Source organism: Corallincola holothuriorum, from assembly GCF_003336225.1.
Lineage (GTDB): Bacteria > Pseudomonadota > Gammaproteobacteria > Enterobacterales > Neiellaceae > Corallincola > Corallincola holothuriorum.
Genome location: NZ_QPID01000005.1, coordinates 220,317 through 243,828, shown reverse-complemented (window position 1 = coordinate 243,828; position 23,512 = coordinate 220,317). Strand labels below are relative to the sequence as shown.

Below are 23,512 nucleotides of genomic sequence, written 5' to 3'. Positions count from 1 at the left end.
AGTGTTAACAAACGGCTAACACCTACTTGTCATATCAATCATCAGGCCACAATTGGCTCTATTCAAATAAGCGATATACGGCTGTTATCTGGGTTCATTTGCCAATTCAAATTGGCGCTTTTATAAGCACTGCAGGGCAAAAAAACAAAGCGCTCATCAGTCGTTTCGGGAGGACTCAACACTTAATTTAGGTTCAAATTAATTAGCTTTTTATTCATAAAATGTAAAGTTAAACGTACCACCTCAAATTATGACAATTTGAATAACAGGTTGATAAACAAGCAAACAAAAGAAAGAATGAAACGGTAAAATATGTCCACATTGTAAGTGTGGATATTGATTATTGTAAGACAGTCAATCACTGAATTAAATTTACACTGAATAAATTCCAAAGGAGTGGAAACCGATGAAGCCATGGATATTACTTAGCAGTTGTTTAGTAGTGACAGCCTGCGGAGGCGGCGGGGGCTCAGGTGGTGGTACCACCTTACAAGCACTCAACGACAGCTACACAGTCCGTCGCGCCCAGACCATAGATTTAGATCTACTCGCCAACGACACATACAGTGATCGCGCCAACGTAACCATTAACCTACCGCCATCAAATGATTACACTCTGGTGGATGGCAAAATCCGTTTTACCGCCCCCGATGCCGACAGCTTCAATATTACCTTCACTTATTCGATTTCCGAGGACGGGCAAGAGTCAGAAAACGCAACCGTGACGATTGTCGCTGAAGCGGTGCCTCAGCCCGGTCTAATTGACGCAAATAGCGACACAGCAGTCACCACGATTAGCCAGCCGGTAGAGATCGACGTACTCGCCAATGACACCGTTCCCAATGGTGAACTCTCTCTCACTGAGATTTTTCGTGACGCGCGCAATGGCACGGCACAGATCATAGATGGCAAAGTTTTATACACACCAAATGCTGATTTCTATGGCACCGACTACTTCTCATATAGCGTCGAAGATAACACTGGCAACGGATATGGCGGTGTCAACGTATCGGTATTGGTGCAAGCACGTACCGAAGGCAGGTATCACTCACTGAAAGTCGGCGACGTTAAAGACTTCTCCCTTGAAGACACAGGCTTTACTATTTCCAGAGAAACCTCCGATGAAGGGTATGCAAATACCGCTGGCGTAGGCGATCTCAACGCAGATGGTTACCAAGACGCCATCATCTGTTACCCAGATGAATCCAGTGCCCCCGAACTTACCGAATTGGAAAAAGCAGGTGAGTGTGAGCTTAAGTTGGGTGCAGACCGCGACAGTTCTCTACGATCCTTCCATCGGCTCTGGGGCACGCAAGCATCGATGCAATTGGGTATTAGTGCCAATGCCGCAGGTGACGTCAACAATGATGGCTATGATGACTTCCTCATACAGGCAGGCGAAGGCAACCAACAGCGCTGGTTCCTTATATTCGGCGCTGAAAATTTACCTACCAATCTACTTGTAGGTAGCGAAGCAAACGCTGTGACGCTTGAGCTATCAACATCACAACTGATCCTGGCACTGAGCGGCATTGGCGACGTCAATAACGACGGCTATGCAGATTTCTCGCTGGTAAAACGGGTCGACCTTGCGGATGACACTCAACAAACCCGCTTGCAGATCGTTTTCGGCTCTGAAGCAATACAGGCGAGCAACACACCGCTGGATCTGGACGCTTTCACTCGCCCAGAACAGAGTATTAGCTATGTTGAAGCTGAAACCTTGCCTACGGGGGATCACTTTCGATTCGGCAGCTTTCTTCATCCCATGGGAGACATTGACCAAGATGGTTACGATGATTTCTCTATCAATGCAGCACAAACAGCAGGCCCGAACAGTAATGAAGATGGCTTAATCATTTTGTTCGGTAAGCAGGACTACAGCGCTGAGCCTACCTCTATATCTACCTTAAATAGCGTGTATCTGACAGCAGGTACCGTGCCAGTAGAGCCTCGGCTTATTAGCGGTGGTGCAGGTGATTTTAATGGCGACGGGAAGAATGAGGTGCTGGTGCAAGATCAAGAGCAGGTCTACGCCATCGATCTTAGTTTGGATAAACAGGGACGCTTATCGATTTTGGACCCGAACCGACAGATCACCATTATTTCCAGCTTCTTTCGCTACGCTTATCCAAGAAACCTAGGTGATATTAATGGTGATGGTATCGATGATATCTCCATCAACAATGTAGCTAAAAGCCAAAAACCTTTGCTTCTAATCTACGGGCGACCAGACCTGAGCCCAGAAATATCTGTAGACGATCTAGGAAATCCAGAGCTTACCGATGGCACGGTAGGTGCTGTCATCCATAACTACGCAACGTCCCCCAACCATGACTTCAAGATTTGGAGCTCGCCCGTCGGTGACATGGATGGCGATGGCTATGCCGATCTACTGATTGGTGGCTACGCGAACGGCGATTACGATACTGACGCTGAATACACCCTACTATTTGGCGCTCGTCACTGGGGGCGTTAATCTTTTCTCCGCTTTGAACGGTAAAAACTGAAGCCCAGTGCTTCGGTTTTTACCACTGCCACTGTCACTACCCGATAAAACCGTCCCCCATCAGCACACCCCTTATCACGATCATCAGCGGAAAAACGACCAATTGTTGACCTTATTAAGGTAGATGTGGAATACTCCGCCGCCCTTGGGTTCTCTCACCCCAATCAACAAAAAGACACAGGTCATTTTATGCAGTTTTTACAGCTCACCGAGGCGCAGCGCCGTGGTGTTTTTATTCTGGCAATGTTTCATATTGTCACCATCACCGCCAGTAACTATCTGGTGCAGCTCCCGTTTACCCTCTTTGGTTTTCATACCACTTGGGGAGCGTTTACCTTTCCCTTTATCTTTTTAGCCACCGATCTGACGGTCAGATTAGTCGGTGCAGCGCGAGCCAGACAGGTGGTGTTTCTCGCCATGGTGCCCGCTCTGATCGCCAGTTATCTGATCTCTGTACTGTTTTTTGAAGGGCAGTTTCAAGGCGCATCAGGGCTATATGAATGGAATGGCTTTGTTGCCCGCATCGCTTTGGCCAGCTTCTTAGCCTTTGCCGTTGGCCAACTGCTGGATATCTTGGTATTCAACCGCCTGCGCCAGCTCAAAACCTGGTGGATAGCGCCAGCTGGCTCAAGCATCTTTGGTAATGGTATTGATACCCTGCTGTTCTTCTCGGTTGCGTTTTACGCCAGCTCAGACGCCTTTATGGCGGAGCACTGGTTGGAGATCGCTTGGGTTGATTACGGCTTTAAGTTGATAGTCAATCTGGCACTGTTTGTACCCCTGTATGGCATGCTGCTTAACTATCTGCAGCGACGCTTTTTCGCTGTCCAGCCAGCTTACTAGACAAGCCTCCAGACAAGGAGGCGCGTGCTAATGGATAACTTGCTAAAGGACTGATGGAAAAATGATTAACATCAGCTCGAAATCAGCAAAAGTGAGCTTTAAATAGCATAATGAGTATTGATAAAGCAGCGTTAAGAACTGCCATATTTTACGGTTTTGGCATCTCGTTTTGGATATATTCCGGCACTTTGATTTGGCAGTGGTTTCGGGAGCGAAGCCATGAACATATGCTATCCGCAGAAGGGATTGGGTATCATTTATTCCTGCTAGTGATTTGCTCAATCATTTCCTATTACAAACTTATTTCAAAGCCTAAAAACTAAACATCTGTTTGATTGGATGTCATGCTGTTAAAAAGCCGAAGCCTAAGCTTCGGCTCTTTCTAAGCTCAATTGGATAAGTCACCGCGAACAGTTTATCCCCGTGCGTGTCTTTTACTGCGCAAGCAGATAATCCAGCCCGCCCGTCACCGCCGCGATCTGCGCCTGAATACAGTTTTCATCATCCACTTTTGGGCTGTCTGGGTAGACCTCTGTAGTGGTGACAAACGCCGCTTTTGAGAAGCCGCCACATAAAGCCAGTTTGGTTTTAGCGTAATTAATCACGCCTTTCTGCTCCAGCGGAGCACCGATAATCATGCCGTTTTCGTCAGGGGGCGCAATATGAGTGACTTTCTCCACCGCATCAATGACTGCCTTCTGAAATTCGGGCACAGGCTTTTCTGTATCACCCACCAGATAAAACCCATCAGGGATATTCCAATTATCCTGGGTAATACCATCCCTTGCCGCCCGGGCAGGACGAAACTCAGCATTGTCACTGTCAGTGGTTTCATGCAGATCGAAATGGGCATAAATCTTCACGCCCAGTGACGCAACGTAGGCCATTAGCTGCGCCGCTTCTGGTGAAGGGGAATCGGCGCAAAATGAACGGTTGGGGTCGACCGCATCGGGGTTCCAGCGGTTGATGGTTTCGTATCCCCACGGGCTGACACAGGGTGCCACCAATATATTGAAATCTCGCTGATACTTTTCCAACTGGGTTTGGGCAAAACGAAGCGCCCCTTGTACCCCACTGGTCTCATAACCATGTACACCGCCGGTGATCAATACCACTGGCTTATCTGCCTGCCACTGTCGGCTTTTCACAATAAACAATGGGTAGGCATCGGCATTCTGCTGCTCAGTAAGAGTCGGCTCAGTTTTATAAGGTAAGGCGCCGTACTGAATAAGCTCACACTGTTCATTTAATTCGCTCAGCTTTTCCAGCACCTCTGCTTGATAGGAACGTTTAATACGTTGCGCTTGCAGCCATTGCTGTTTCTGTTCTTCGCCCCAGGCTTCGCCCGGCGTACCGATAGGGTAATGTGATTGTTGTTCTGTCATAGGGCACCTCTGCTAAGGCGTCACAGAGTAGATAGGTCTGCTCTTTTGTGCAATGTGAGAATCTAACGCACTATGCCTGCCACCTAAGCAGCACTTCTACTGCAAATGTGGCATGGACATTTAATTATCACGCCGTATTATTTCATTTTTCAGCCTCGGCCTTCGCTAATGAGATTTTCTCTTTTCACGTTTTTCTCGCTGCTCTTAACGCATATACCTGCAGTCGCCGCTTCAACAGCTGCACCCGCTGACCAGCAGGCGCAATTTCTGAAAAGCTTTAACCAGCATGTAAGCGCATTACTAGCGGATAAAAGCATTCCCGGTGGCGCTTATGCCATTATCAAGGATGACCAGGTAGTTGAAGTGAAGACCTTTGGTCATCTGGATATGCAAGCGGAACAGCCTGTGACTCCAGATACCGTGTTCCGCTTGGCCTCGGTTTCCAAACCCTTTGCCGCCACCATCACCACCATGCTGGCCCATGAGAAACAGTTAGATCTGGATGCGCCCATCACCCAATATGTGCCGGAGTTTCACCTTGCAACGCCAGGCGCGGCGAAAAAAATCAAAGTAAAGCATGTGCTGAGCCACACCACGGGCTTGGTACCCAATGCTTATGACAACCTGCTGCATGAAAAATGGAGCATGGAGAAAGTGATCCGCCGATTTGAACGGGTAGTACCGGTATGCCAGCCTGCACAGTGTTATGGCTATCAAAACATCGCCTACGGCTTCTTAGAGCCAGCTATCGAGCAGAGCCAACAACAAAGCTACGAAGCCCTGCTTGAGCAACGTTTGTTTACGCCGCTAGGTATGGCTAACGCATCGCTAGGACTCGAAAAGTTCAGACAAGCTAAAAATAGCGCAAAGCCCCACGTGCTCATTAACAGGGTCAACACTGGCAAAAAAGATAGGAATGGCAAAGCCATTAAGTCATACGTGTGGCGTACCGTGAAGGTCACCCCGGACTACTACAAAGTAGCCACAGCCGCAGGTATTAACGCCAGTATTACCGATTTGAGCAAGTGGCTGATCGCCAATTTAGGCCATGCACCAAAGGTACTGACACCGGCCTTGATCGCAGAGCTGACAGAGCCTCGCATCCGCACTCGCAAAGACTTAAAACGAAAGCATTGGCGGGATTATTTAGAAGACGCACACTACGGTTACGGCTGGCGCATCTATCAATTCAAAGACTACCCAATTATTTACCACTCTGGCTGGGTACAGGGCTTCCGCGCCGATATCGGCTATTCGCCTACCCTAGGCGTGGGGTTCGCCGTACTGATCAACGCCGAATCAAATAGCATCAGCGAGATCTCCACGGAGTTTTGGTCACAAGCGTATAAATTGGCGGACGAAAAGCCGGCAAAAAGTTAATGGCTGAAAGTTAGCGGCTGGAAGCTCGCGGGTAGCTTTTAACGGATAAAAGTTACCAAAGCATCGATTGGGAGTACGGATATTTCATGATTCGATTTTGGCAAACCCCAAAAGCTGGGGCCATTCGCGATTTAAGGCTGCAGCAAGACTCACTGCCCGCACTCGCCGCAGAAAAGATCCGGATCGATGTGAAAGCCGTTGGACTTAACTTTGCCGATATCTTTGCCTTAACAGGCTTGTATAGCGCCACCCCTAAAGGCGCATTCACGCCCGGGTTGGAATTCTCTGGCGTGATCTCTGCGCAGGGCAAGGGTCACAACTCTCCTTTCAAATTAGGTGATCGCATCATGGGCGTCACCCGCTTTGGTGGCTATTGCGACACCATAGATATTGAACCAGATTATCTGGTGCCACTGGCTGACAATTGGAGTCATGAACAAGGTGCCGCCTATCTGGTGCAGACCCTGACCGCTTGGTATGGTTTAACCGAACTCGGCAACCTTAAACCTGACCAAACGATATTAATTCATAGCGCGGCAGGTGGCGTCGGCCTGCAAGCAATGAAACTAGTTAAAGCCTTAGGCGGCAACCCCGTAGGCACGGTGAGTTCGCCAGACAAACAAGCCTTTCTAAATTCACAGGGCTTTGATGACGTTATCGTTCGTCAGGGTTCGTTCAGCAAACAACTGAAACAAGCCGGCCGCCAATTTGATCTTGTATTAGACGCCATCGGTGGTGAGGTGCAAACCGCCAGCTTCGACCATTTGTCACCCATGGGCCGCCTAGTAGTGTTTGGCGCGGCTGAATTTACTCCGGGGAAAAATCGACCTAATTACCTTAAAGCCGCCTGGCGATATTTGAAACGCCCAAAATACGACATCATGCCGATGATCAGCGACAACAAATCCGTGATGGCATTTAACCTGATTTGGCTTTGGGGGCAGACAGCATTGCTTAAAGAACAGCTCGCCGCCATGCAGCAAGTCAACATTGCCCCGCCCCACGTCGGCCACACCTTTGAGTTTGAAAACGCACTTGATGCAATTGAATATCTGCGTAGCGGCAGGAATTTGGGGAAAGTGGTATTAACCGTGAACAAGTAATGCAACTACCCGTGACTAACAACCAAATCATCTATTAATTCTTGCGATCACTCACTACGCAAAACAAACGCAACAACTAATTACTTACAGATCGGAACGGCACAAGCGGGCGAATGGCGAGCGATCGCTCTAGCGCTATTTTAGATAGAAACAAGTTGAGGGATAGGGGAACGCTTGGAGCAGGGGCGACCGAAGCTCACAGAGGGAGTCTAGTCACGTTTTTTGCGGCGTACCTGACTTCACTTGTTATATGCTTTCTTTGTACTTGCTTTCATACTTCAGGAGCGACAACCCTCCTGAAACAAAAGCATGAAGTATTGAACTTAACGCAACAACACCAACAAAGCCGACAAAGCCGACAAAGAACACAAGCAATAGTCGCAGGTCAGGCTCAATGAAAACCTCTGACAACTGGCCACCTGAAGCTATATGAACGAGCGCTTCATTCGAGTTCAAAAACTTGCTCAAGAGTGACGGGTACGTAGAACCCTCTGCTGAGAACAACAAACTGTACACTACTGATACTATCACTGCCCCAATCATCGCTGCAGAGAGAATGAACAGAAGACCAGCTGACTTGATAATTTTCTCTATCATTTGTGTGCGTCCATGACTTGCACCTAACGGCTCACAGCAGCCGCGCCGCAGTTTGGCGTCGAATGGCTGTGCTTGTCACGTGTAGATTCGATTACATATATCTCAAATACGGAGCCTAAGTTAAGGCTCTTTTTTACTTAAAGAGGTTGGAATATACAAATGATCGAACACGCCGGTTTTATCCAGACAAAACGTACTTTTTGTATTCGTAACCAATAGCTTTCGGTTACTCATAAGAAGATATTCTTTTTCAAGGACATATTCTCTAATGGGTAATTCGACAGGTGGATTGTAATCTATTGGACCAAAACAGTTTGCTTCAACTATTACCGCCATAACTCCTCCTTTTTACACATAACGCCCAATTATATGCCGAGCCACTAAAGTTGGACGTACTTGGGTACACGAGCTTTAAGCAGCTTTACTAACTCTGGCTGCATGCAGTCATAGATATCAGGGATATCTAAGCATACTAAGCGCTTACCCTTCAGCAGATCTTTGTACTTCTTTGATACTTTATTTTTGTGGGTTTTCTCCATCACCAAGATGACATCAGCCCACTCAACCAAGTCACCTGACAATGGTGTTTCAGCGTCTGAGTTGGTGCCACAACCAATAGCTTGAACGCCTTCATAAGCTGAAAACACTTCCTCACCGGTTGGGCTGCGCAACCTATTCTCACTGCAAACGAAAAGTAGATTCATAATTTCTTAGGTATACAACGCCTTTAGAACACGCCAAAATTGTGGCCTGTAGTTTGTGTAAAATGGGCTAAGCCCTTATACAAACGGAGCGACGCAATTTTGGTCGTGTAGCTAAACTTGTTAAGTGCCTGACTATGGTATACCTATATCCCATAGCTGCTCGGTACTGAGCTTCTTAATTTGTCCGTCCGGACCCACCAACAAACCTAAACAATATGCTTTTGTGCATAGAGTTTTTTCTACCTCTAGCAAACACACAAATAGCTTCGAATTCTCGTACATTTCGGACCAGATTCTCTGCTCGAAAGATTCTCCATCAATCTCAACCATAGCGATAGAGGATACTTTCTCAGACGTAGGATCTAAATCTGATCTTAATTCTTCAAGCTTACTGTAGATTTCTGATTCGTTCATTTGTGCACTTAACAGTGTATTAGTACGACCTTGCAAGGTTAGCCTACCTTACAAGGTAGGAGGTGCGTAGGTATCGTCGAACTAACAAACATCAGCAAAACATCGAACAATCATACAGCAAGCGAACACAACAAGAATCAGAACCAAATCAAGGTTATGAGAAGCCTACACAGCTACCCAAATTACGTCGAATTATAGAGATTACCGACTTTGATGCTGGCGAAGCTATTGTTCACAGAATTGAGCAGTTTAAGGCAGCCCGCATTGATTGCTATGACGTAGTCATTGACGGGAAGTTGTGGCAGAGGCGAATAACCGAAGTTGGCACCTAGCTGCCACACTCCTGCATAAAAAAACCGAAGCTCTAGGCTTCGGTTTTTTTAGAGTTCAGCTAATTAACCCATCCATGGGGCTAAATCCTGTCGGCATCCATGGTGACTACGGACTCCTGTCCTACGCCCTTCGGGCCAGCCTAAAGGCTGTTCTAGTTTTTTCCTGAAAAACTAGTCACTTCGCCGTGCTGCGAAGCTACGCTTCGGTCACGGCTCACCCACACTTAGAGTCACCGCAGTTCAAGCAGGTCATGCAGCCGTCCATTTTGATAACGGACTTCTGATGACACTTGCCGCATTGCACTGCTTCCGGTGGGAACGAGGTCGCACCTTCAGTTTCTGTGGCTTTGCCTGCGGTTTCATGGGCTTTGCGTTTCTCTTCAATCAACGCTTTTTGGCGGGCATCCATTTCGCCACCACCAATCAGGCCGATGCGCTTCATGTGGCGCTCCACCACCTGACCGATCTCCGCCACCATGGATGGCATATAAACACCGGTACCCGGCTGGAAGTAACCACCTTTCGGGTCAAATACCGCTTTAAGCTCTTCCACCAGGAAGGTCGCGTCGCCACCTTTACGGAATACGGCAGACATCACTCGTGTCAGTGCAACCACCCAAGAGTAATCTTCCATGTTCTTCGAGTTGATAAAGATCTCGAACGGACGCTGGTGCTCGTGATCCGTACCCTCGTTGAGCAGGATGTCATTGATAGTGATATAGAACGCGTGCTCAGATACTGGCGGCTTGATCTTATAAGTACTGCCGATCAGCATCTCTGGGCGATCAATCTTTTCGTGCAAAGTCACCACGTTATCCGCGATTTCCTGTTCGGCGGCAGCTTGCGCATCTAGCTTGTCTTGCTCGCTACACACCTTGTAACCAACGATTTTTTTGTCGATTTTAATAGTCATCTCTAATCTCCAGTGTAGTCGACGTCGCTTAGAACTTGCCGTAGTAGCCTTCTTTTAAGGCATCAAACAAGTTAGCTGCGGTGTGTACTTCACCGTCATATTCAATCTCTTCATTACCCTTGAGCTTAACGGTGGTGCCGTCATCAAGGGAGAACTCATATTCGGTATTTTCCAGATCTGACTCTTTCACCAATACGCCCTGGAACGCTTCCGGGTTAAAGCGGAAGGTGGTGCAACCTTTTAGACCTTTCTCGTGAGCATACAGATACAAGCCTTTGAAATCTTCATAAGCGATATCGGTAGGTACATTCACGGTCTTGGAGATTGAGCTGTCTACCCACTTCTGTGCCGCGGCTTGGATATCCACATGCTGTGATGGCGAGACATGATCCGTTGTCACAAAGTAATCCGGTAAAGAGCCGCCTTCTGGCTCAGCATCGGCATCGATCCACTCGCGGTAGGCCAACAGCTCGTAGCTATAAACCGCCACAGGCTCTTTGGTCTTCTTACCTTCACGGATCACGTTACGAATGTACTTGTGACTGAATGATGGCTCGATACCGTTCGAAACGTTATTGGCAATCGACAACGAGATAGTCCCGGTCGGTGCGATTGAACTGTGATGAGTAAAGCGTGCGCCCTTCTCTATCAGCTGTTCGACGAGCTCAGGGTCAACTTCGGCGATCTGTTGCATGTAACGGCTATAGCGACCATGCAGCACCTTACCTGCCAGTTCGTCGCCTACTTTGATGCCGTCTTTGCGCATCTCAGGGCGATTCACCAACATATCTTCAGTCACAGTGAAGGTTTGCTCCATGATCGGTGCTGCGCCTTTCTCTTCGGTCAAACGCAGTGCTTCACGCCAGCCTTCCACCGCCATTTCACGCGCCACTTCTTCGGTAAAATCAACCGACGCAGCATCACCATACTTCATGCCCAGCATGGTCAGGGTTGAGCCTAAACCAAGGAAGCCCATACCGTGACGACGCTTGTTCATGATCTCGTCACGCTGCTTGCCCAATGGCAGGCCGTTGATCTCAACCACGTTGTCTAACATGCGAGTGAAGATAGCCACGGTTTCGCGATACTTCTCGAAATCGAAAGAGGCTTGCTCAGTAAATGGATTAACCACAAATTTGGTCAGGTTGATCGAGCCTAACAAGCACGCGCCATACGGAGGCAGCGGCTGTTCACCACATGGGTTAGTGGCACGAATAGTTTCACAGAACCAGTTGTTGTTCATCTCATTAACTTTGTCGATCAGGATAAATCCTGGCTCGGCATAGTCATAAGTTGAACTCATGATCACGTCCCATAAACGCTGGGCACGCACAGTGTTAAACACACGGCAGCAGACATCACCGCGATCATTCAGCACGTACTCTTGCTCACGGGCATAGTTGATATCAAATGGGCATGGACGCCAAACCACCTGCTCTTTGTTGTTCACATCCAACGAATCGGTATCGATCTCGGATTGCGTCAACGGGAACGACAATGGCCAGTCGGCATCGGCTCTCACCGCTTCAATAAAGTCAGCAGTGATCAGCAAAGAGAGGTTGAACTGACGGAGGCGACCATCTTCACGCTTGGCACGCACAAAATCCATCACATCTGGATGAGAAACGTCAAACGTACCCATCTGCGCACCACGACGGCCACCGGCTGAACTCACGGTGAAACACATCTTGTCGAAGATATCCATGAAGCTCAGAGGTCCTGACGTATAAGCACCTGCGCCAGAAACATACGCACCCTTCGGGCGCAAAGTAGAAAATTCATAACCGATACCGCAACCCGCTTTCAGGGTCAGGCCAGCTTCGTGCACCTTATTAAGGATGCCATCCATCGAATCTTTAACGATACCGGATACGGTACAGTTGATGGTAGAAGTGGCTGGCTTATAAGCCTCGGCACCGGCATTAGAGGTAATACGGCCAGCAGGGATAGCGCCGTTGCGCAATGCCCACAAAAACTTCTCATACCACTCGTTCTGCAACTCGGGCGTCAATTCAACCGATGAAGTGGCTTTCGCAACACGGCGAAAGGTGTCATCGAGATCTTTGTCCAGCGCAACACCCTGCTTATCTTTCAGGCGATATTTCTTATCCCAGATGTCGTAAGAAGCAGGTTGAAGTTCGAGTTGGACTTCCGCGTTTTCTTGTTGTTTTGCGGTAGCAGTGGCGCGGGCCATACCGGGGTCTCCCTATTCGGATTACTTATTCACAGGCTATACACATGATGTCCACTACAAACACAACATCTAGTGCCATCAACAATGGCGAAAGTATATATCTAGTGTTTATGAAATACATTATTGACAAGCGCGCCTTGTGGGCAATTTTAAGGGCGAAATCGAAGCAAGCCTTTTACGGCGCGGGGTTGGCGAAAAAATTAAATTTTAGGATTTGTGATATTAACCACGAAACCCACAATGATGTGAATAATCTTAGAAAAAACACTATATGTAGTAGGTGATAGCGTTACCAAGTACCAACAAGAAAGAAAACATTAATAAAATCAATATGCCAATTTTACCAGCATGATATTGCCATGAATCAACAGTTTTTCACGCTGGGCTTGCAGGCCTATGAATTTGCTTCAAAATGTTCTTCAGAGTAAAAACTATGGACTCCGCCAACCATGGCAGTGCGGCAACTTCCGATCCCAGCGAAATCTGATCCGTCGATACCTTTACTGACGCAGTTATCCAACTTGGGTCCGTTTCGTGGGCCGCTGCAACTGGTTCAGACACTAGACAGAGTCAGTGGTATTCCGTGGCTGCAAGCACAAAGCCAATATCCCAAAGCCTATTGGCAAAGTCGTGAGTCAGATAAAGAGCTCGCAGCCTCCGGCTGTGTGCGTAAATTTGCCACGGCCAATGAGGCGAGTCACTGCTTAAGTGAATCAGCCGCTTTACCGCTAGTGATCATGGGCGCCCTGCCCTTTGATGACACCAACACCCCCGGCACCGAGCAGCCACTGTTTTTTCTGCCGCGACTATTATGGCAACGGCAAGATGACAACATCACCCTGACGCTTAACTTATGGGTTGATGAAGCACACAGCTTCACAGACGAAATGGCTGCCGCCAAGGATGCACTGCACACACTTCGCCAACCGGCTCATACCCCATGTCCGCCGTTACCCGACGTATTGGCGGTGTGTAACTCACCGGAGCAGGCCAGTTGGGCGAAGCTGGTAAGTCAGGCATTAGCGGAACAGCCCATTCTATCGAAAGTGGTGTTAGCCCGGCGTCAGTTACTGACAACCGGACAACCCTGTGATCCCTGGTTGCTGCTACAACGTTGGCACCAAGCAAATCAGCACAGCACCCCTTTTGCCTTGCAACTTGATAACCAAAGCAGTTTTATCGGCTGCACTCCCGAGCGCCTGTTCAAGCGCGATGGTCGTCAACTATTGAGCGAAGCGGTCGCAGGAACCGATGTGCGACCGAAAGACCCATTACATGCCCGTCTGATCGCGATGGCACTGCTCGGTGACGGCAAAAACCGGCGTGAGAATCGTATCGTGCTGGATGATATTTTATCGCGCCTCGGTCCGATTTGTGATGCCCTAAGCTACGATGATCGGGCGCAAGTACTTAAGTTGAACCGCTTGCAGCACCTCAAGCGCGCCATCCATGGCCGTTTACGCAAAGAGATCTGCGATGCAGACCTGTTGGCGCGACTGCATCCCACACCCGCCGTTGGTGGCACCCCCAGAGCCGATGCGCTGCGCTTTATTGCTGCCCATGAACCCTTCCAACGTGGCTGGTATGCTGGCGCGATTGGTTATCTCAGCCATGCGAACAGTGAGTTTAGTGTCGCCATCCGCAGTGCTCATATTGAAGGCTGCCAGTTGGCACTTTACTCTGGCGCAGGCATTGTTGATGGCTCCGATGCCCATAAAGAGTGGCAAGAGCTAGACAACAAAGTCGCCACGGTACGCAGCCTGATGGGACAAAAATGAGCCAACAAACGGCAAGCCAGACAACGGCCTGGCGCAACCAGCGCTGGAGTCTTTGGTTGGTTGAATCGCTGTACCAAGCGGGTGTCCAGCACGTTGTGATCGCACCGGGCTCTCGCTCAGCGCCTTTGGCCCTAGCCTTTGCGCAACACCCTGATATTCAGCGCCATACCCACTTTGATGAACGCGGCGCAGGCTTTTTGGCGTTGGGGTTGGCCAAAGCCAGCGGCCGCCCGGTGGCGATAGTTGTCACCTCAGGATCTGCCGTTGCCAACCTACTACCCGCTGTCGTTGAAGCCTATCAAACGGGTATCCCGCTTGTGCTGCTCACCGCAGACCGACCAGCAGAGCTGATTGACTGTGGTGCCAACCAGGCGATCCAACAGCGCAATATCTTCGGTAGTTACGTGAGCGAAGCGATCCATCTACCACCGGCAGATGAGTTTGCCAGCTCAGCCGATAAGCTGGCTAGCTATGCCAAACAGCTGATACAGCGTATCCGTGATCATCAAGCCGCACCGATCCATATCAACTGTCCATTCCGCGAACCGCTCTACATAAGCCCTGAGCAACAAAATGAATTTGCGGAAGCCGATAGCGAGGCGGCGACATTCTTTGCCGCAGGGCTCAGCAGCACTGCAACACCCACGCCTGTTGCACTGCAACCTGACTGGCTGGCGCTAAGCCAACAAAGTGGGCTGATTATCGCGGGGGCTATGACTGCAGCAGAGGCCTGCGCGGTCAAGGCTCTGGCTAAACAGTTGGGCTGGCCGCTATTGGCAGACCTGCAATCACAATCCCGTGATGACGCAGACAGCGCCTGCTACTTTGATCTCTGGCTCAGCAGCGCTGACGCGCAGCAGATAATGAGTCAGCCCGCCTTAATCTTGCAGTTTGGTGGCCGCTTAGTCTCGAAACGGTTAATGCAGGCATTGGCAACCACTGCGTTGCCAAACTATTGGTTGGTGTCGCCATCAACAACTTCATTAGATCCACTGAATAAAGCCAGTCGTCAGATCCGGTCAGCAATCGCGCCTTGGTGCCAAGCGCACTCAGCAGCGTTACCTGCGGCCTTAGCAAACGACGCTTCGCATGCCATGGAACTCGCACAGCAGATCAATCGCAGAGAGCAACAAGCGCAACAGCAGATCCAACGGTTAGTGGATGATAGTTGTCCGTCAGCCATCAGCCCGGTCACCGAGATCAGTGTGACCAAACGGCTTGCCGAGACAATGACCCAAGCCCATCGCCTGATGACAGGCAACAGCTTGCCCGTACGTTTGCTAGAGCTGTTTAGCGGCCACCTGCAAGCGCCGCTCTACAGTAACCGAGGCGCCAGTGGCATCGACGGCTTGCTTGCCACCGCCGTCGGCATCGCCAAGGCCACACCCCATCGGCCACTCGCCTTGTTAATAGGCGATATGTCACTGCTCCATGATCTGAACTCATTAGCCTTGTTGAGCAAGCACCAGGGCCCACTGGCGGTGGTGGTACTGAACAATGATGGCGGCAATATATTCCAGATCTTGCCGGTGCCCGACCACGCCATGAAGCCGCTGTTTCAACAGCCCACCCATTGGCAACTGGCGGATGTATGTAAAGGCTTTGCCCTCAACTACCAGCAGCCGAGCAACACACAAGCATTTAGCCAGCAGCTCACCCATGCCCTATCCACCGATCACCCTGTGGTCATCGAAGTGATGGTTGAACCCGGTCAAAGTGTGGCGCAACTAAAGCAGCTATTTGCAGCGTTTAACGATCACGACCTGCAGCAGGGCGCTCACCGAGAAACCAGCGATGACTGATCAGTCAGCAGCGCCAGCCTTAGTGTTCCTGCACGGCTTTCTTGGCTCTGGCAACGACTGGCAAACGGTGATCGCTCAGCTCGGCGTAGACGCGCAGGACACAGCAAACAGGCAAATTCATACGCCCGATCTGCCCGGCCACGGTTTACCCGCTGCTAATATGCCTGAACAGGTCGATTTTGACGCCATAGACCGATGGCTATGCCGCTATTTAGCGGAACATCAGATCCAGCGCTATCTACTTGTTGGTTACTCTTTGGGTGGCCGTATCGCCATGTATCACGGGTCAAAACAGCCCACTGGTTTGCAAGGGCTCATCGTGGAGTCTTGTCATCCAGGGCTCGCAGAACTACCCGCGCAACAGCAACGGATGGAGGCAGATCAACGCTGGAGTCAACGCTTTGCCAGACAACCTATCGATACGGTGTTGAAACAGTGGTATCAACAAAGCGTGTTCGCCGACCTCAGCCCAGAGCAACGACAGCAGCTGGTAGCCCTGCGCAGTCATGCCTGGGGCAATAGCCTAGCCACCATGTTAAGTGGCCTTAGCTTGGGTAAACAGCCCGACCTACGTCCCTGGCTAAGCGACTCGGCACTGCCCATCTTTTATATTTACGGCCGTCAGGACAAGAAATTTGCTGATATCGGCAACCAGATCGCACAACTTAATGCGGCTATCAGGGTTCACCCTATCGATGACGTAGGCCACAATACCCATCACGCAGATCCACTACAATTTACTCAGATCCTTCAACAAGCAATTCAGGTAATCGGCAAACAACATGACTGAACAGGAACTTTACGCACCAATTCAATGGCAGGACGCTGGCCAAGCATTTGAAGATATCCGTTATCACAAGGCCGAAGGGATCGCTAAGATCACCATCAACCGGCCTGAAGTCAGAAATGCTTTTCGTCCGCAAACAGTGATGGAGATGATCAAGGCATTGGATGATGCCCGTTTCGACTCGCAGATCGGTAGCATTATTTTAACGGGTGAAGGGGATCTCGCCTTTTGCTCTGGCGGCGACCAGCGGGTACGCGGCGACTATGGTGGCTATAAAGATGATAAGGGTGTCCATCATCTTAATGTGCTGGATTTTCAACGTCAGATCCGCACCTGTCCGAAGCCCATTGTGGCGATGGTGGCTGGCTATGCCATCGGTGGCGGTCATGTCTTGCACCTGATGTGCGACCTGACGATTGCCGCAGACAATGCTCGCTTCGGACAAACAGGTCCTAAAGTGGGCTCCTTCGATGGCGGTTTTGGTGCCAGCTACATGGCACGTATCGTCGGCCAGAAGAAGGCTCGTGAAATCTGGTTCCTGTGCCGTCAATATGATGCCAAGCAGGCATTGGATATGGGGCTGGTTAACACCGTGGTACCTTTGGCTGAGCTAGAGCAAGAAACTGTACGCTGGTGCCGCGAGATGCTGCAGAACTCGCCGATGGCCCTACGCTGCCTGAAAGCCGCTTTGAACGCCGACTGCGATGGTCAATCCGGCCTGCAGGAGCTGGCGGGTAACGCCACCATGTTGTTCTATATGACCGAAGAGGGGCAGGAAGGGCGTAACGCCTTTAACGAAAAGCGTGCTCCGGACTTCGATAAGTTCACCCGCAACCCCTGAGGCTGTTTATGAACAGGATCGCCGCTGCCAACCTTTATCGTTACGACTTGCCTCTGACCGAGCCACTCTCTTGGGCTGAGCAAAGGCAGCAACGCAGCGGCGCCATCGTTGAACTCACCTTCGCTGATGGCCAGCGTGGCTGGGGTGAAATCGCCCCGCTACCAGGCTTTAGCCAGGAGTCATTAGCGCAAGCAATCGACAGTGCACGTTATCACCTACGCCGCCTTATCGAGGGAGAGTCGTTGATCGCCCCTGAGCCCTCTGTCGCTTTTGCCATTGATTGCGCTCAACAGCAGATCAACTTCGCCACCGCCCCCACGCAAAGAGCCATGCTGCTGCAAGGCCAGCCAGCAGATATATTGGAACAGGTCGAAGGCTTCCCGAACCTGCCCCGTTGCGTCAAACTCAAAGTCGCACGTGCACCACTGCAACAAGAACAGAAACTGATGCAAGCACTGCTCGACCAGATGCCGGTGACCGAGTTCCGCTTGGATGCCAATCGCCAATGGTCATTTGAACAAGCACTCAGCTTCTGCCGCGCAGTGGATATGTCACAAGTCAGTTTCATCGAAGAGCCTTGTGACACCCTTGCCGCTAGCGTTTGCCTGGGTGCCAGCGGTTATCCCATAGCGCTGGATGAGCACCTGCAAGACCCTCTGTTTATGCCTACCGCATTTGAAGGCTTAAGCGCGCTGGTAATTAAGCCCTCTCTCGTCGGGGGGCTCGCCCGTTGTCAGGAGCTGGTGAACTGGGCCAAACAAAACAAGATCAAGGTGATTGTCAGCGCCAGTTACGAAAGCTCTCTGGGCACCAGTCAGCTGGCGACACTGGCCGAGCAATGGAGTCCTCAGCAGCTCCCCGGTTTAGACACCCTGCACTATCTGCAACCCCATACCTTGCCGTCCATACCGTCAGCAGACACTGACGCCGCAGCGATATCGCCAGCGCACTGGCACCTTATCTGGCAAAGCTGATGTCTCAGCTAACCTGCCCGCTGCGCAATATTGCAATACAAGATCCAACAGCGATCGCTTGCCTATCGGACGTTCATGGCGAGATCAGTTATCTCCAGCTGGATCAGGCAGTCGCAGATTACGCCAACGAACTGCAGCAATATGGTTTCAACCGCGGCCAACGCTTGGTTTGGCAAGGGCAAAACTCACTGGCGTTGATCATCGCTATTTTGGCTTGTTTACGGCAGGGGCTAATCATCGCCCCGCTCAATCACCGTTTACCCCTATCCCGGCAACAGCAACTGCTCGACAGTATTGCGGCCAACGGCATCATTTCTGCCAATGGTGCCGATGATGCCGCTGGTACAAATAGTACAGATGATTCTGCGCCACACGCACAACCCGATAGCATCGCCATCATTCCGCCGCCGAAGCTGGCACACAACATCAGTGACACCACACCTGCTCAACCGCAGCACGAGCTTGAATTAGCAGCAGATGCGCCGATGGATCTGATATTCACTTCAGGTAGCAGCGGTACACCCAAAGCGGTAGCGCACAGCTTGGCAAATCATTTAGCCAGTGCAGCCGCAAGCCAGCAGTTAATCCCCCTCAAAAGATCGGATCGCTGGCTGCTCTCGCTGCCGTTAGCCCATATTGGCGGCATGGCGATCCTGTTTCGCTGCTTACATGCTGGAGCGACGATGGTGCTTGCCGAGCAGAGCGACATACTAGACGCGATCAGCCAGCAACAGGTGACTCATCTGTCACTGGTCAGCACCCAACTTTATCGGCTATTAGAACAAGCAGATAGCGATTCTCTTACCCACTTGAAATATCTGCTGTTAGGCGGCAGCGCCATCGACCAGTCACTGCTGGATCGCGCTAAGCAACATCGACTCAACTGCTTCACCAGCTACGGCATGACGGAAATGAGTTCACAGATCTGCACCGGCCCCGCCGTGGGTGACAATATTGTCGGACAACCGCTCCCTGAGACTCAACTGCGACTCTCAGATAGCGGAGAGGTGGAAGTAAAAGGCAGCACCTTGGCGCTAGGTTATTGGCGCGCAGGAAAACTCTTCCCTCTGGGAAATGCCCAAGGCTGGTTTGCCACCGGCGATATCGCCAAACAAACAGCGCAAGGCATACGACTGATTGGCCGCAAAGATAACCGCTTCGTTTGTGGCGGAGAAAACATTGTGCCGGAACAGATCGAACAGCTATTACTGCAACACTCGGAAATCGAACAGGCGGTTATTGTCGCTGTGGCAGACGAAGAGTGGGGTCACTGCCCTATCGCCTATACCAATCCGCTGTCACCGCAACAGCAACAAGCGCTGAGCAAGGAAATACGTCACAAGTTAGGTTCACTATGGTGCCCCCATGGCTGGCTGCCCCTGCCAGCGCAACCCATAGATACAAAACCTGATCGCCAATCGTTAAAACAGCAAGCGGCCACAATTTGCCTCAAGCGTTGTTCATCAAGATAGGATTTTGAACCACCGCGTTATCAGCAAAACAGCCACTTCGGCACAAGTAAATTTTTGAACTATTATGTTTATCTAAACCCACTCTCCACTCTCCACTCTCCACTCTCCACTGATAACAACAGGAAGAACGGTATGATGAGATTTAATCACACAAAATGGCCTTGGATAGCAGCGCTGGTTATCAGCACCTCTCTGCTCGGAGCCTGTAGCGACGACGATGATGATGAAGATGACGATACCGGTGAAATAGCCGCATTTACGCTGGGCGTATCTGATGCACCTGTCGATGACGCTAACAAAGTGGTCATCACCATTGACACTGTCACATTACGACGTGAAGGGGCTGATGATCTGGTTTTTGAAACCTTCAACAACAGCGATGAAGGGATCACTGATGCTGAAACCATCCAGATTGACCTATTAGAGTTTCAGGGCGGCAGTCAGTTTATCATTATCGAAGGAGAGGACGTGCCGGAGGGCAGCTACTCCGATATGCTGCTGGAGATCCTGGATGAAGATGTTGCTCTCTCCTATGTCGAAGAAACTGATGGTGCCATTAAGTCGATAAAAGTGCCCAGCGACGAACTGAAATTGGGTGGTTTTGAAGTGTCCGCAGATGCGCCACAAAACTTCACCATTGAATTTAATCTCAGAAAGTCTATGACCTATAAGCCGGGTCCCGATGAATACAACCTGAAGCCTCGCGGTGTCTCCCTAGCCAATAACGCAGATACTGGCACGCTGATGGGTACAATCGACCTGGATACCCTGCTGGCAGATCCCATGTGTGCCGACAGCGGCCATATTGTTTACCTCTATGCTGGCTCTGGACTGGATGCATCCTTGTTAAGCGATGAATTTGACCCAGACGTTGCAAATAACGGGGCGCCAGAAGGTGCAATAGCGCCCTTTGCCAGCACTGGTATCATGATGGATGAAGATTCAGGCAACTACGTTTATGAACTTGGCTTTGTACCCGCAGGCACCCACACGCTTGCATACGCCTGTGACGCGGGCGAAGCAGGTGATGACCCCGAGCTTTACGATGGCATAACCGTTCCTATGCCAGCCAACAATGTCACAGAGGTCACGGTGACGGCTGGAGCAGATACCGTACAGGACTTCCCACTCGCCATGGACACTCTGACGCTGGGGATCTCTGATGCTCCAGTGGATGACGTTGATGAAGTGGTTATCACCATTGACGTAATCACCTTAAAACAGGAAGGGAATGACGATCAGGTATTCGACTGTTTTACGGTTGATGCTGAAGAGGGTGATACCGATGACGAAAGTTGTGATGCCTCAACAGAAGAGGGCAAGGTCGCCAAAGACACTATCACACTGAACCTGCTCGACTATACCGGCGGTGAGCAATTTATTTTGCTAGAAGATGAAGAGGTTGCGCCAGGTGACTATAACGATGTCTGGTTAGACGTTATCGACGAAGATACGGACTTCTCATACGTCAATGAACAGCTGCCTGAAGGCGATGATCCACAAGACGAGTCTTTCATCAAAGAGTTGAAGCTTCCATCCGGTACGCTAAAACTCGGTGGTTTCAGCTTGGGTGACACTGGCTCCAACCTCACCATCGACTTTAATCTGCGTAAGTCTATGACGTACAACCCTGGCCCTGATCGCTACATCCTCAAACCTCGCGGAGTGAGCCTAGTGGATAATGCAGGCACAGGAACGATCTCAGGCATGGTTGGCGATACCTTGATGACCTCTGCAGAATGTGCAGCTGATGGCGCTATCAGTGTGGCTTATCTCTATGCCGGAAGCCCTGAGGGCACCTTGGGTGATGAATACGATCCTGAGATGAATCCGGATGTGACAGCTGTCGAGCCGTTCGCCAGTGTTGCAACAGATGAGACTGGCGCGTTTAATTTCGGGTTTGTTCCCGTAGGCACCCATACGTTGACACTGCATTGCGGTACAACAGAGGATGATCCTGACAGCTTCGAAGGGCTTGCGATCCCCACACCGACGGATGCCACGGTTGCTGTCACTGTGGCTGAGGACACAGAAACCAGCTGTGATCTATCCGTAGACGACGCTTGTGCTCCTGTGGGTGCTGCTACATCAATAGAGTAGCCAACAGAGCATAACGGTTTCATCACTAAGCCAATCATTCGCATTGGCGAGTACCCCCGGTAATCAAGCGTTGCCGGGAGTACTTTTATTATCTAGAATCAACAAATTATTAGCTTTATTTTAAATCTGGGTTTGACGCGCAAGACAAATTTAAAAAGGTGCGGTAGAGTGCGGGAAGTTTGCACAATTAATCAACTATTTTGAATTGTTATGCAGGTAACCCAAAATGACACTCTCTGTTAAACCCGCTAATCCTAATTTCTCATCAGGCCCTTGTTCTAAGCGCCCTGGCTATGATCTTAGCCAACTAGATACGACGATTCTAGGCCGCTCACACCGCTCTAAGCCGGGCAAAGCGATGCTTAAAAAGGCTATCGAAGATACCCACGAAATTCTCGGCCTACCGGAAGGCTATCTGGTCGGCATCGTCCCCGGCTCAGACACCGGCGCGATGGAGATGGCGATGTGGTCACTGCTGGGCTCTCGTCCGGTTGATGTGTTTCACTGGGAATCGTTTGGCAGCGGCTGGTTAACCGACATCCTCAAGCAGCTTAAGCTGGACAATGTAAACAACTACCTGGCTGATTATGGTCAGCTGCCAGACCTGTCACAGGCCAATCCGGCCAATGATGTTGTCTTTACCTGGAACGGCACCACCTCAGGCGTCAAAGTGCCTAATGGCGACTGGATCGCTGATGATCGTGAAGGCTTAACTTTATGTGATGCTACCAGCGCAGTGTTTGCTATGGATATGCCATGGGAAAAGATCGACGTTGCCACCTTTAGCTGGCAGAAAGTGCTCGGCGGTGAAGGAGCTCACGGTGTTCTAGTACTTAGCCCGCGCGCTGTTGCTCGCCTGGAAAGCTACACCCCACCATGGCCACTGCCGAAAATCTTCCGCCTGACCAAGGGCGGCAAATTGATTGAGGGCATTTTCCAAGGGGCGACTATCAATACTCCATCCATGCTTTGTGTCGCAGATTATCTGGATGCCCTGAACTGGGTAAAAGATATCGGTGGACTGGCAGGGGCTGTTAGCAAGAGCGAAAACAACTTAGCCGTTGTTGAGCAGTTTGTTGCTGCCAATGACTGGATCGACTTCCTTGCTGACAGTAAAGAGATCCGCTCTAACACCTCCGTTTGCTTAACACTGAAAGCGAGCCCTGAGCAGGTTAAAGCGATCATCCAACGTCTGGACCAGGAAGCGATCGCCTATGATATTGGCGCCTATCGTGATGCCCCTGCAGGCTTACGGATTTGGTGTGGTGCCACAGTCGAAGCCAGTGATCTGCAAGCGATGCTGCCTTGGCTCAAGCACGCCTATGAAACCGTGACCGCTTAATCAGCGCACGCAGATCCCAATAAGAAAACACAAAGGCTAAAG

18 protein-coding genes are annotated in these 23,512 nt (G+C 50.4%); 12 read left to right on the top strand and 6 right to left on the bottom strand.

The genetic code is table 11. The annotated features are described in order from the left end of the window. The first annotated feature begins 406 nt into the window (after window positions 1-406). Together DU002_RS10250 and DU002_RS10245 are read left to right on the top strand one after the other, a co-directional pair. Entirely contained in the window at window positions 407-2,479 is a 2,073-nt protein-coding gene (locus DU002_RS10250; protein WP_114338285.1) for an Ig-like domain-containing protein, read from the top strand. Between the two features lie 219 nt (window positions 2,480-2,698). After that, window positions 2,699-3,352 carry a 7-cyano-7-deazaguanine/7-aminomethyl-7-deazaguanine transporter gene (locus DU002_RS10245; protein WP_114338284.1) on the top strand — a complete coding sequence of 218 codons (654 nt, stop codon included), beginning with the start codon at window positions 2,699-2,701 and terminating at the stop codon, window positions 3,350-3,352. A 434-nt stretch (window positions 3,353-3,786) separates the two neighbouring features. Here DU002_RS10245 and DU002_RS10240 read toward each other — a convergent pair whose 3' ends face one another. After that, complete coding sequence (locus DU002_RS10240; protein WP_114338283.1) at window positions 3,787-4,737, bottom strand: M14 family metallopeptidase; 951 nt, start codon at window positions 4,735-4,737, stop codon at window positions 3,787-3,789. Between the two features lie 168 nt (window positions 4,738-4,905). On the opposite strand from DU002_RS10240, the gene DU002_RS10235 reads away from it, so the two are divergent. Together DU002_RS10235 and DU002_RS10230 are read left to right on the top strand one after the other, a co-directional pair. Continuing rightward, window positions 4,906-6,117, top strand: a complete 1,212-nt coding sequence (locus DU002_RS10235) for a serine hydrolase domain-containing protein (RefSeq protein WP_114338373.1) — start codon at window positions 4,906-4,908, stop codon at window positions 6,115-6,117. A gap of 86 nt (window positions 6,118-6,203) precedes the next feature. After that, entirely contained in the window at window positions 6,204-7,220 is a 1,017-nt protein-coding gene (locus DU002_RS10230) for a zinc-binding dehydrogenase (RefSeq protein ID WP_114338282.1), read from the top strand. Window positions 7,221-7,466: 246 nt separating this feature from the next. Here the strand turns inward: DU002_RS10230 and DU002_RS10225 are convergent, their stop codons facing one another. From DU002_RS10225 to DU002_RS10195, 5 genes are all read right to left on the bottom strand, one after another. Beyond that, complete coding sequence (locus DU002_RS10225; protein ID WP_114338281.1) at window positions 7,467-7,817, bottom strand: hypothetical protein; 351 nt, start codon at window positions 7,815-7,817, stop codon at window positions 7,467-7,469. Window positions 7,818-7,937: 120 nt separating this feature from the next. Further along, on the bottom strand, window positions 7,938-8,153 hold the full coding sequence (locus DU002_RS10220; protein WP_114338280.1) for a hypothetical protein: 216 nt from the start codon (window positions 8,151-8,153) through the stop codon (window positions 7,938-7,940). Between the two features lie 44 nt (window positions 8,154-8,197). Beyond that, window positions 8,198-8,488, bottom strand: a complete 291-nt coding sequence (locus DU002_RS10215; RefSeq protein ID WP_233496471.1) for a low molecular weight protein tyrosine phosphatase family protein — start codon at window positions 8,486-8,488, stop codon at window positions 8,198-8,200. Between the two features lie 993 nt (window positions 8,489-9,481). Further along, on the bottom strand, window positions 9,482-10,180 hold the full coding sequence (locus DU002_RS10200; RefSeq protein ID WP_114338276.1) for a TSCPD domain-containing protein: 699 nt from the start codon (window positions 10,178-10,180) through the stop codon (window positions 9,482-9,484). Between the two features lie 28 nt (window positions 10,181-10,208). Then, on the bottom strand, window positions 10,209-12,374 hold the full coding sequence (locus DU002_RS10195; protein WP_114338275.1) for an adenosylcobalamin-dependent ribonucleoside-diphosphate reductase: 2,166 nt from the start codon (window positions 12,372-12,374) through the stop codon (window positions 10,209-10,211). Between the two features lie 449 nt (window positions 12,375-12,823). Here DU002_RS10195 and DU002_RS10185 point away from each other — a divergent pair, with 449 nt between their 5' ends. The 8 genes from DU002_RS10185 (at window position 12,824) to DU002_RS10150 (ending at window position 23,470) form a co-directional block, all read left to right on the top strand. Further along, window positions 12,824-14,152, top strand: coding sequence for an isochorismate synthase (locus DU002_RS10185; protein WP_114338273.1), 1,329 nt, complete (start codon window positions 12,824-12,826; stop codon window positions 14,150-14,152). Then, window positions 14,149-15,954 (top strand): 2-succinyl-5-enolpyruvyl-6-hydroxy-3-cyclohexene-1-carboxylic-acid synthase, encoded by a 1,806-nt coding sequence (gene menD, locus DU002_RS10180; protein WP_114338272.1) that lies wholly within the window; start codon window positions 14,149-14,151, stop codon window positions 15,952-15,954. The genes DU002_RS10185 and menD overlap by 4 nt, the downstream gene beginning before the upstream one ends. Beyond that, a complete protein-coding gene (menH, locus tag DU002_RS10175; RefSeq protein WP_114338271.1) occupies window positions 15,947-16,744 on the top strand; it encodes a 2-succinyl-6-hydroxy-2,4-cyclohexadiene-1-carboxylate synthase in 798 nt (265 codons plus the stop codon). Before menD ends, menH begins: the two co-directional genes overlap by 8 nt. Next, entirely contained in the window at window positions 16,737-17,582 is an 846-nt protein-coding gene (gene menB / locus DU002_RS10170; RefSeq protein ID WP_114338270.1) for a 1,4-dihydroxy-2-naphthoyl-CoA synthase, read from the top strand. Before menH ends, menB begins: the two co-directional genes overlap by 8 nt. Window positions 17,583-17,590: 8 nt before the next feature. Then, entirely contained in the window at window positions 17,591-18,556 is a 966-nt protein-coding gene (gene menC, locus DU002_RS10165) for an o-succinylbenzoate synthase (protein ID WP_114338269.1), read from the top strand. Continuing rightward, the gene (gene menE / locus DU002_RS10160) at window positions 18,556-20,028 is read left to right on the top strand and encodes an o-succinylbenzoate--CoA ligase (RefSeq protein WP_114338268.1); all 1,473 of its coding nucleotides are present in this window, start codon (window positions 18,556-18,558) and stop codon (window positions 20,026-20,028) included. Before menC ends, menE begins: the two co-directional genes overlap by 1 nt. A 132-nt stretch (window positions 20,029-20,160) precedes the next feature. Beyond that, window positions 20,161-22,128 carry a DUF4382 domain-containing protein gene (locus DU002_RS10155; RefSeq protein WP_114338267.1) on the top strand — a complete coding sequence of 656 codons (1,968 nt, stop codon included), beginning with the start codon at window positions 20,161-20,163 and terminating at the stop codon, window positions 22,126-22,128. Window positions 22,129-22,354: 226 nt separating this feature from the next. Next, window positions 22,355-23,470 (top strand): phosphoserine transaminase, encoded by a 1,116-nt coding sequence (locus DU002_RS10150; protein ID WP_114338266.1) that lies wholly within the window; start codon window positions 22,355-22,357, stop codon window positions 23,468-23,470. The last annotated feature ends 42 nt before the right edge of the window (window positions 23,471-23,512 follow it).

Bases quoted from the DNA above. Each gene is read 5' to 3' on its own strand.
- DU002_RS10250 (WP_114338285.1), top strand. From the start codon at position 407: ATGAAGCCATGGATATTACTTAGCAGTTGTTTAGTAGTGACAGCCTGC.
- DU002_RS10245 (WP_114338284.1), top strand. From the start codon at position 2,699: ATGCAGTTTTTACAGCTCACCGAGGCGCAGCGCCGTGGTGTTTTTATT.
- DU002_RS10240 (WP_114338283.1), bottom strand. From the start codon at position 4,737: ATGACAGAACAACAATCACATTACCCTATCGGTACGCCGGGCGAAGCC.
- DU002_RS10235 (WP_114338373.1), top strand. From the start codon at position 4,906: ATGAGATTTTCTCTTTTCACGTTTTTCTCGCTGCTCTTAACGCATATA.
- DU002_RS10230 (WP_114338282.1), top strand. From the start codon at position 6,204: ATGATTCGATTTTGGCAAACCCCAAAAGCTGGGGCCATTCGCGATTTA.
- DU002_RS10225 (WP_114338281.1), bottom strand. From the start codon at position 7,817: ATGATAGAGAAAATTATCAAGTCAGCTGGTCTTCTGTTCATTCTCTCT.
- DU002_RS10220 (WP_114338280.1), bottom strand. From the start codon at position 8,153: ATGGCGGTAATAGTTGAAGCAAACTGTTTTGGTCCAATAGATTACAAT.
- DU002_RS10200 (WP_114338276.1), bottom strand. From the start codon at position 10,180: ATGACTATTAAAATCGACAAAAAAATCGTTGGTTACAAGGTGTGTAGC.
- DU002_RS10195 (WP_114338275.1), bottom strand. From the start codon at position 12,374: ATGGCCCGCGCCACTGCTACCGCAAAACAACAAGAAAACGCGGAAGTC.
- DU002_RS10185 (WP_114338273.1), top strand. From the start codon at position 12,824: ATGGCAGTGCGGCAACTTCCGATCCCAGCGAAATCTGATCCGTCGATA.
- menD (WP_114338272.1), top strand. From the start codon at position 14,149: ATGAGCCAACAAACGGCAAGCCAGACAACGGCCTGGCGCAACCAGCGC.
- menH (WP_114338271.1), top strand. From the start codon at position 15,947: ATGACTGATCAGTCAGCAGCGCCAGCCTTAGTGTTCCTGCACGGCTTT.
- menB (WP_114338270.1), top strand. From the start codon at position 16,737: ATGACTGAACAGGAACTTTACGCACCAATTCAATGGCAGGACGCTGGC.
- menC (WP_114338269.1), top strand. From the start codon at position 17,591: ATGAACAGGATCGCCGCTGCCAACCTTTATCGTTACGACTTGCCTCTG.
- menE (WP_114338268.1), top strand. From the start codon at position 18,556: ATGTCTCAGCTAACCTGCCCGCTGCGCAATATTGCAATACAAGATCCA.
- DU002_RS10155 (WP_114338267.1), top strand. From the start codon at position 20,161: ATGATGAGATTTAATCACACAAAATGGCCTTGGATAGCAGCGCTGGTT.
- DU002_RS10150 (WP_114338266.1), top strand. From the start codon at position 22,355: ATGACACTCTCTGTTAAACCCGCTAATCCTAATTTCTCATCAGGCCCT.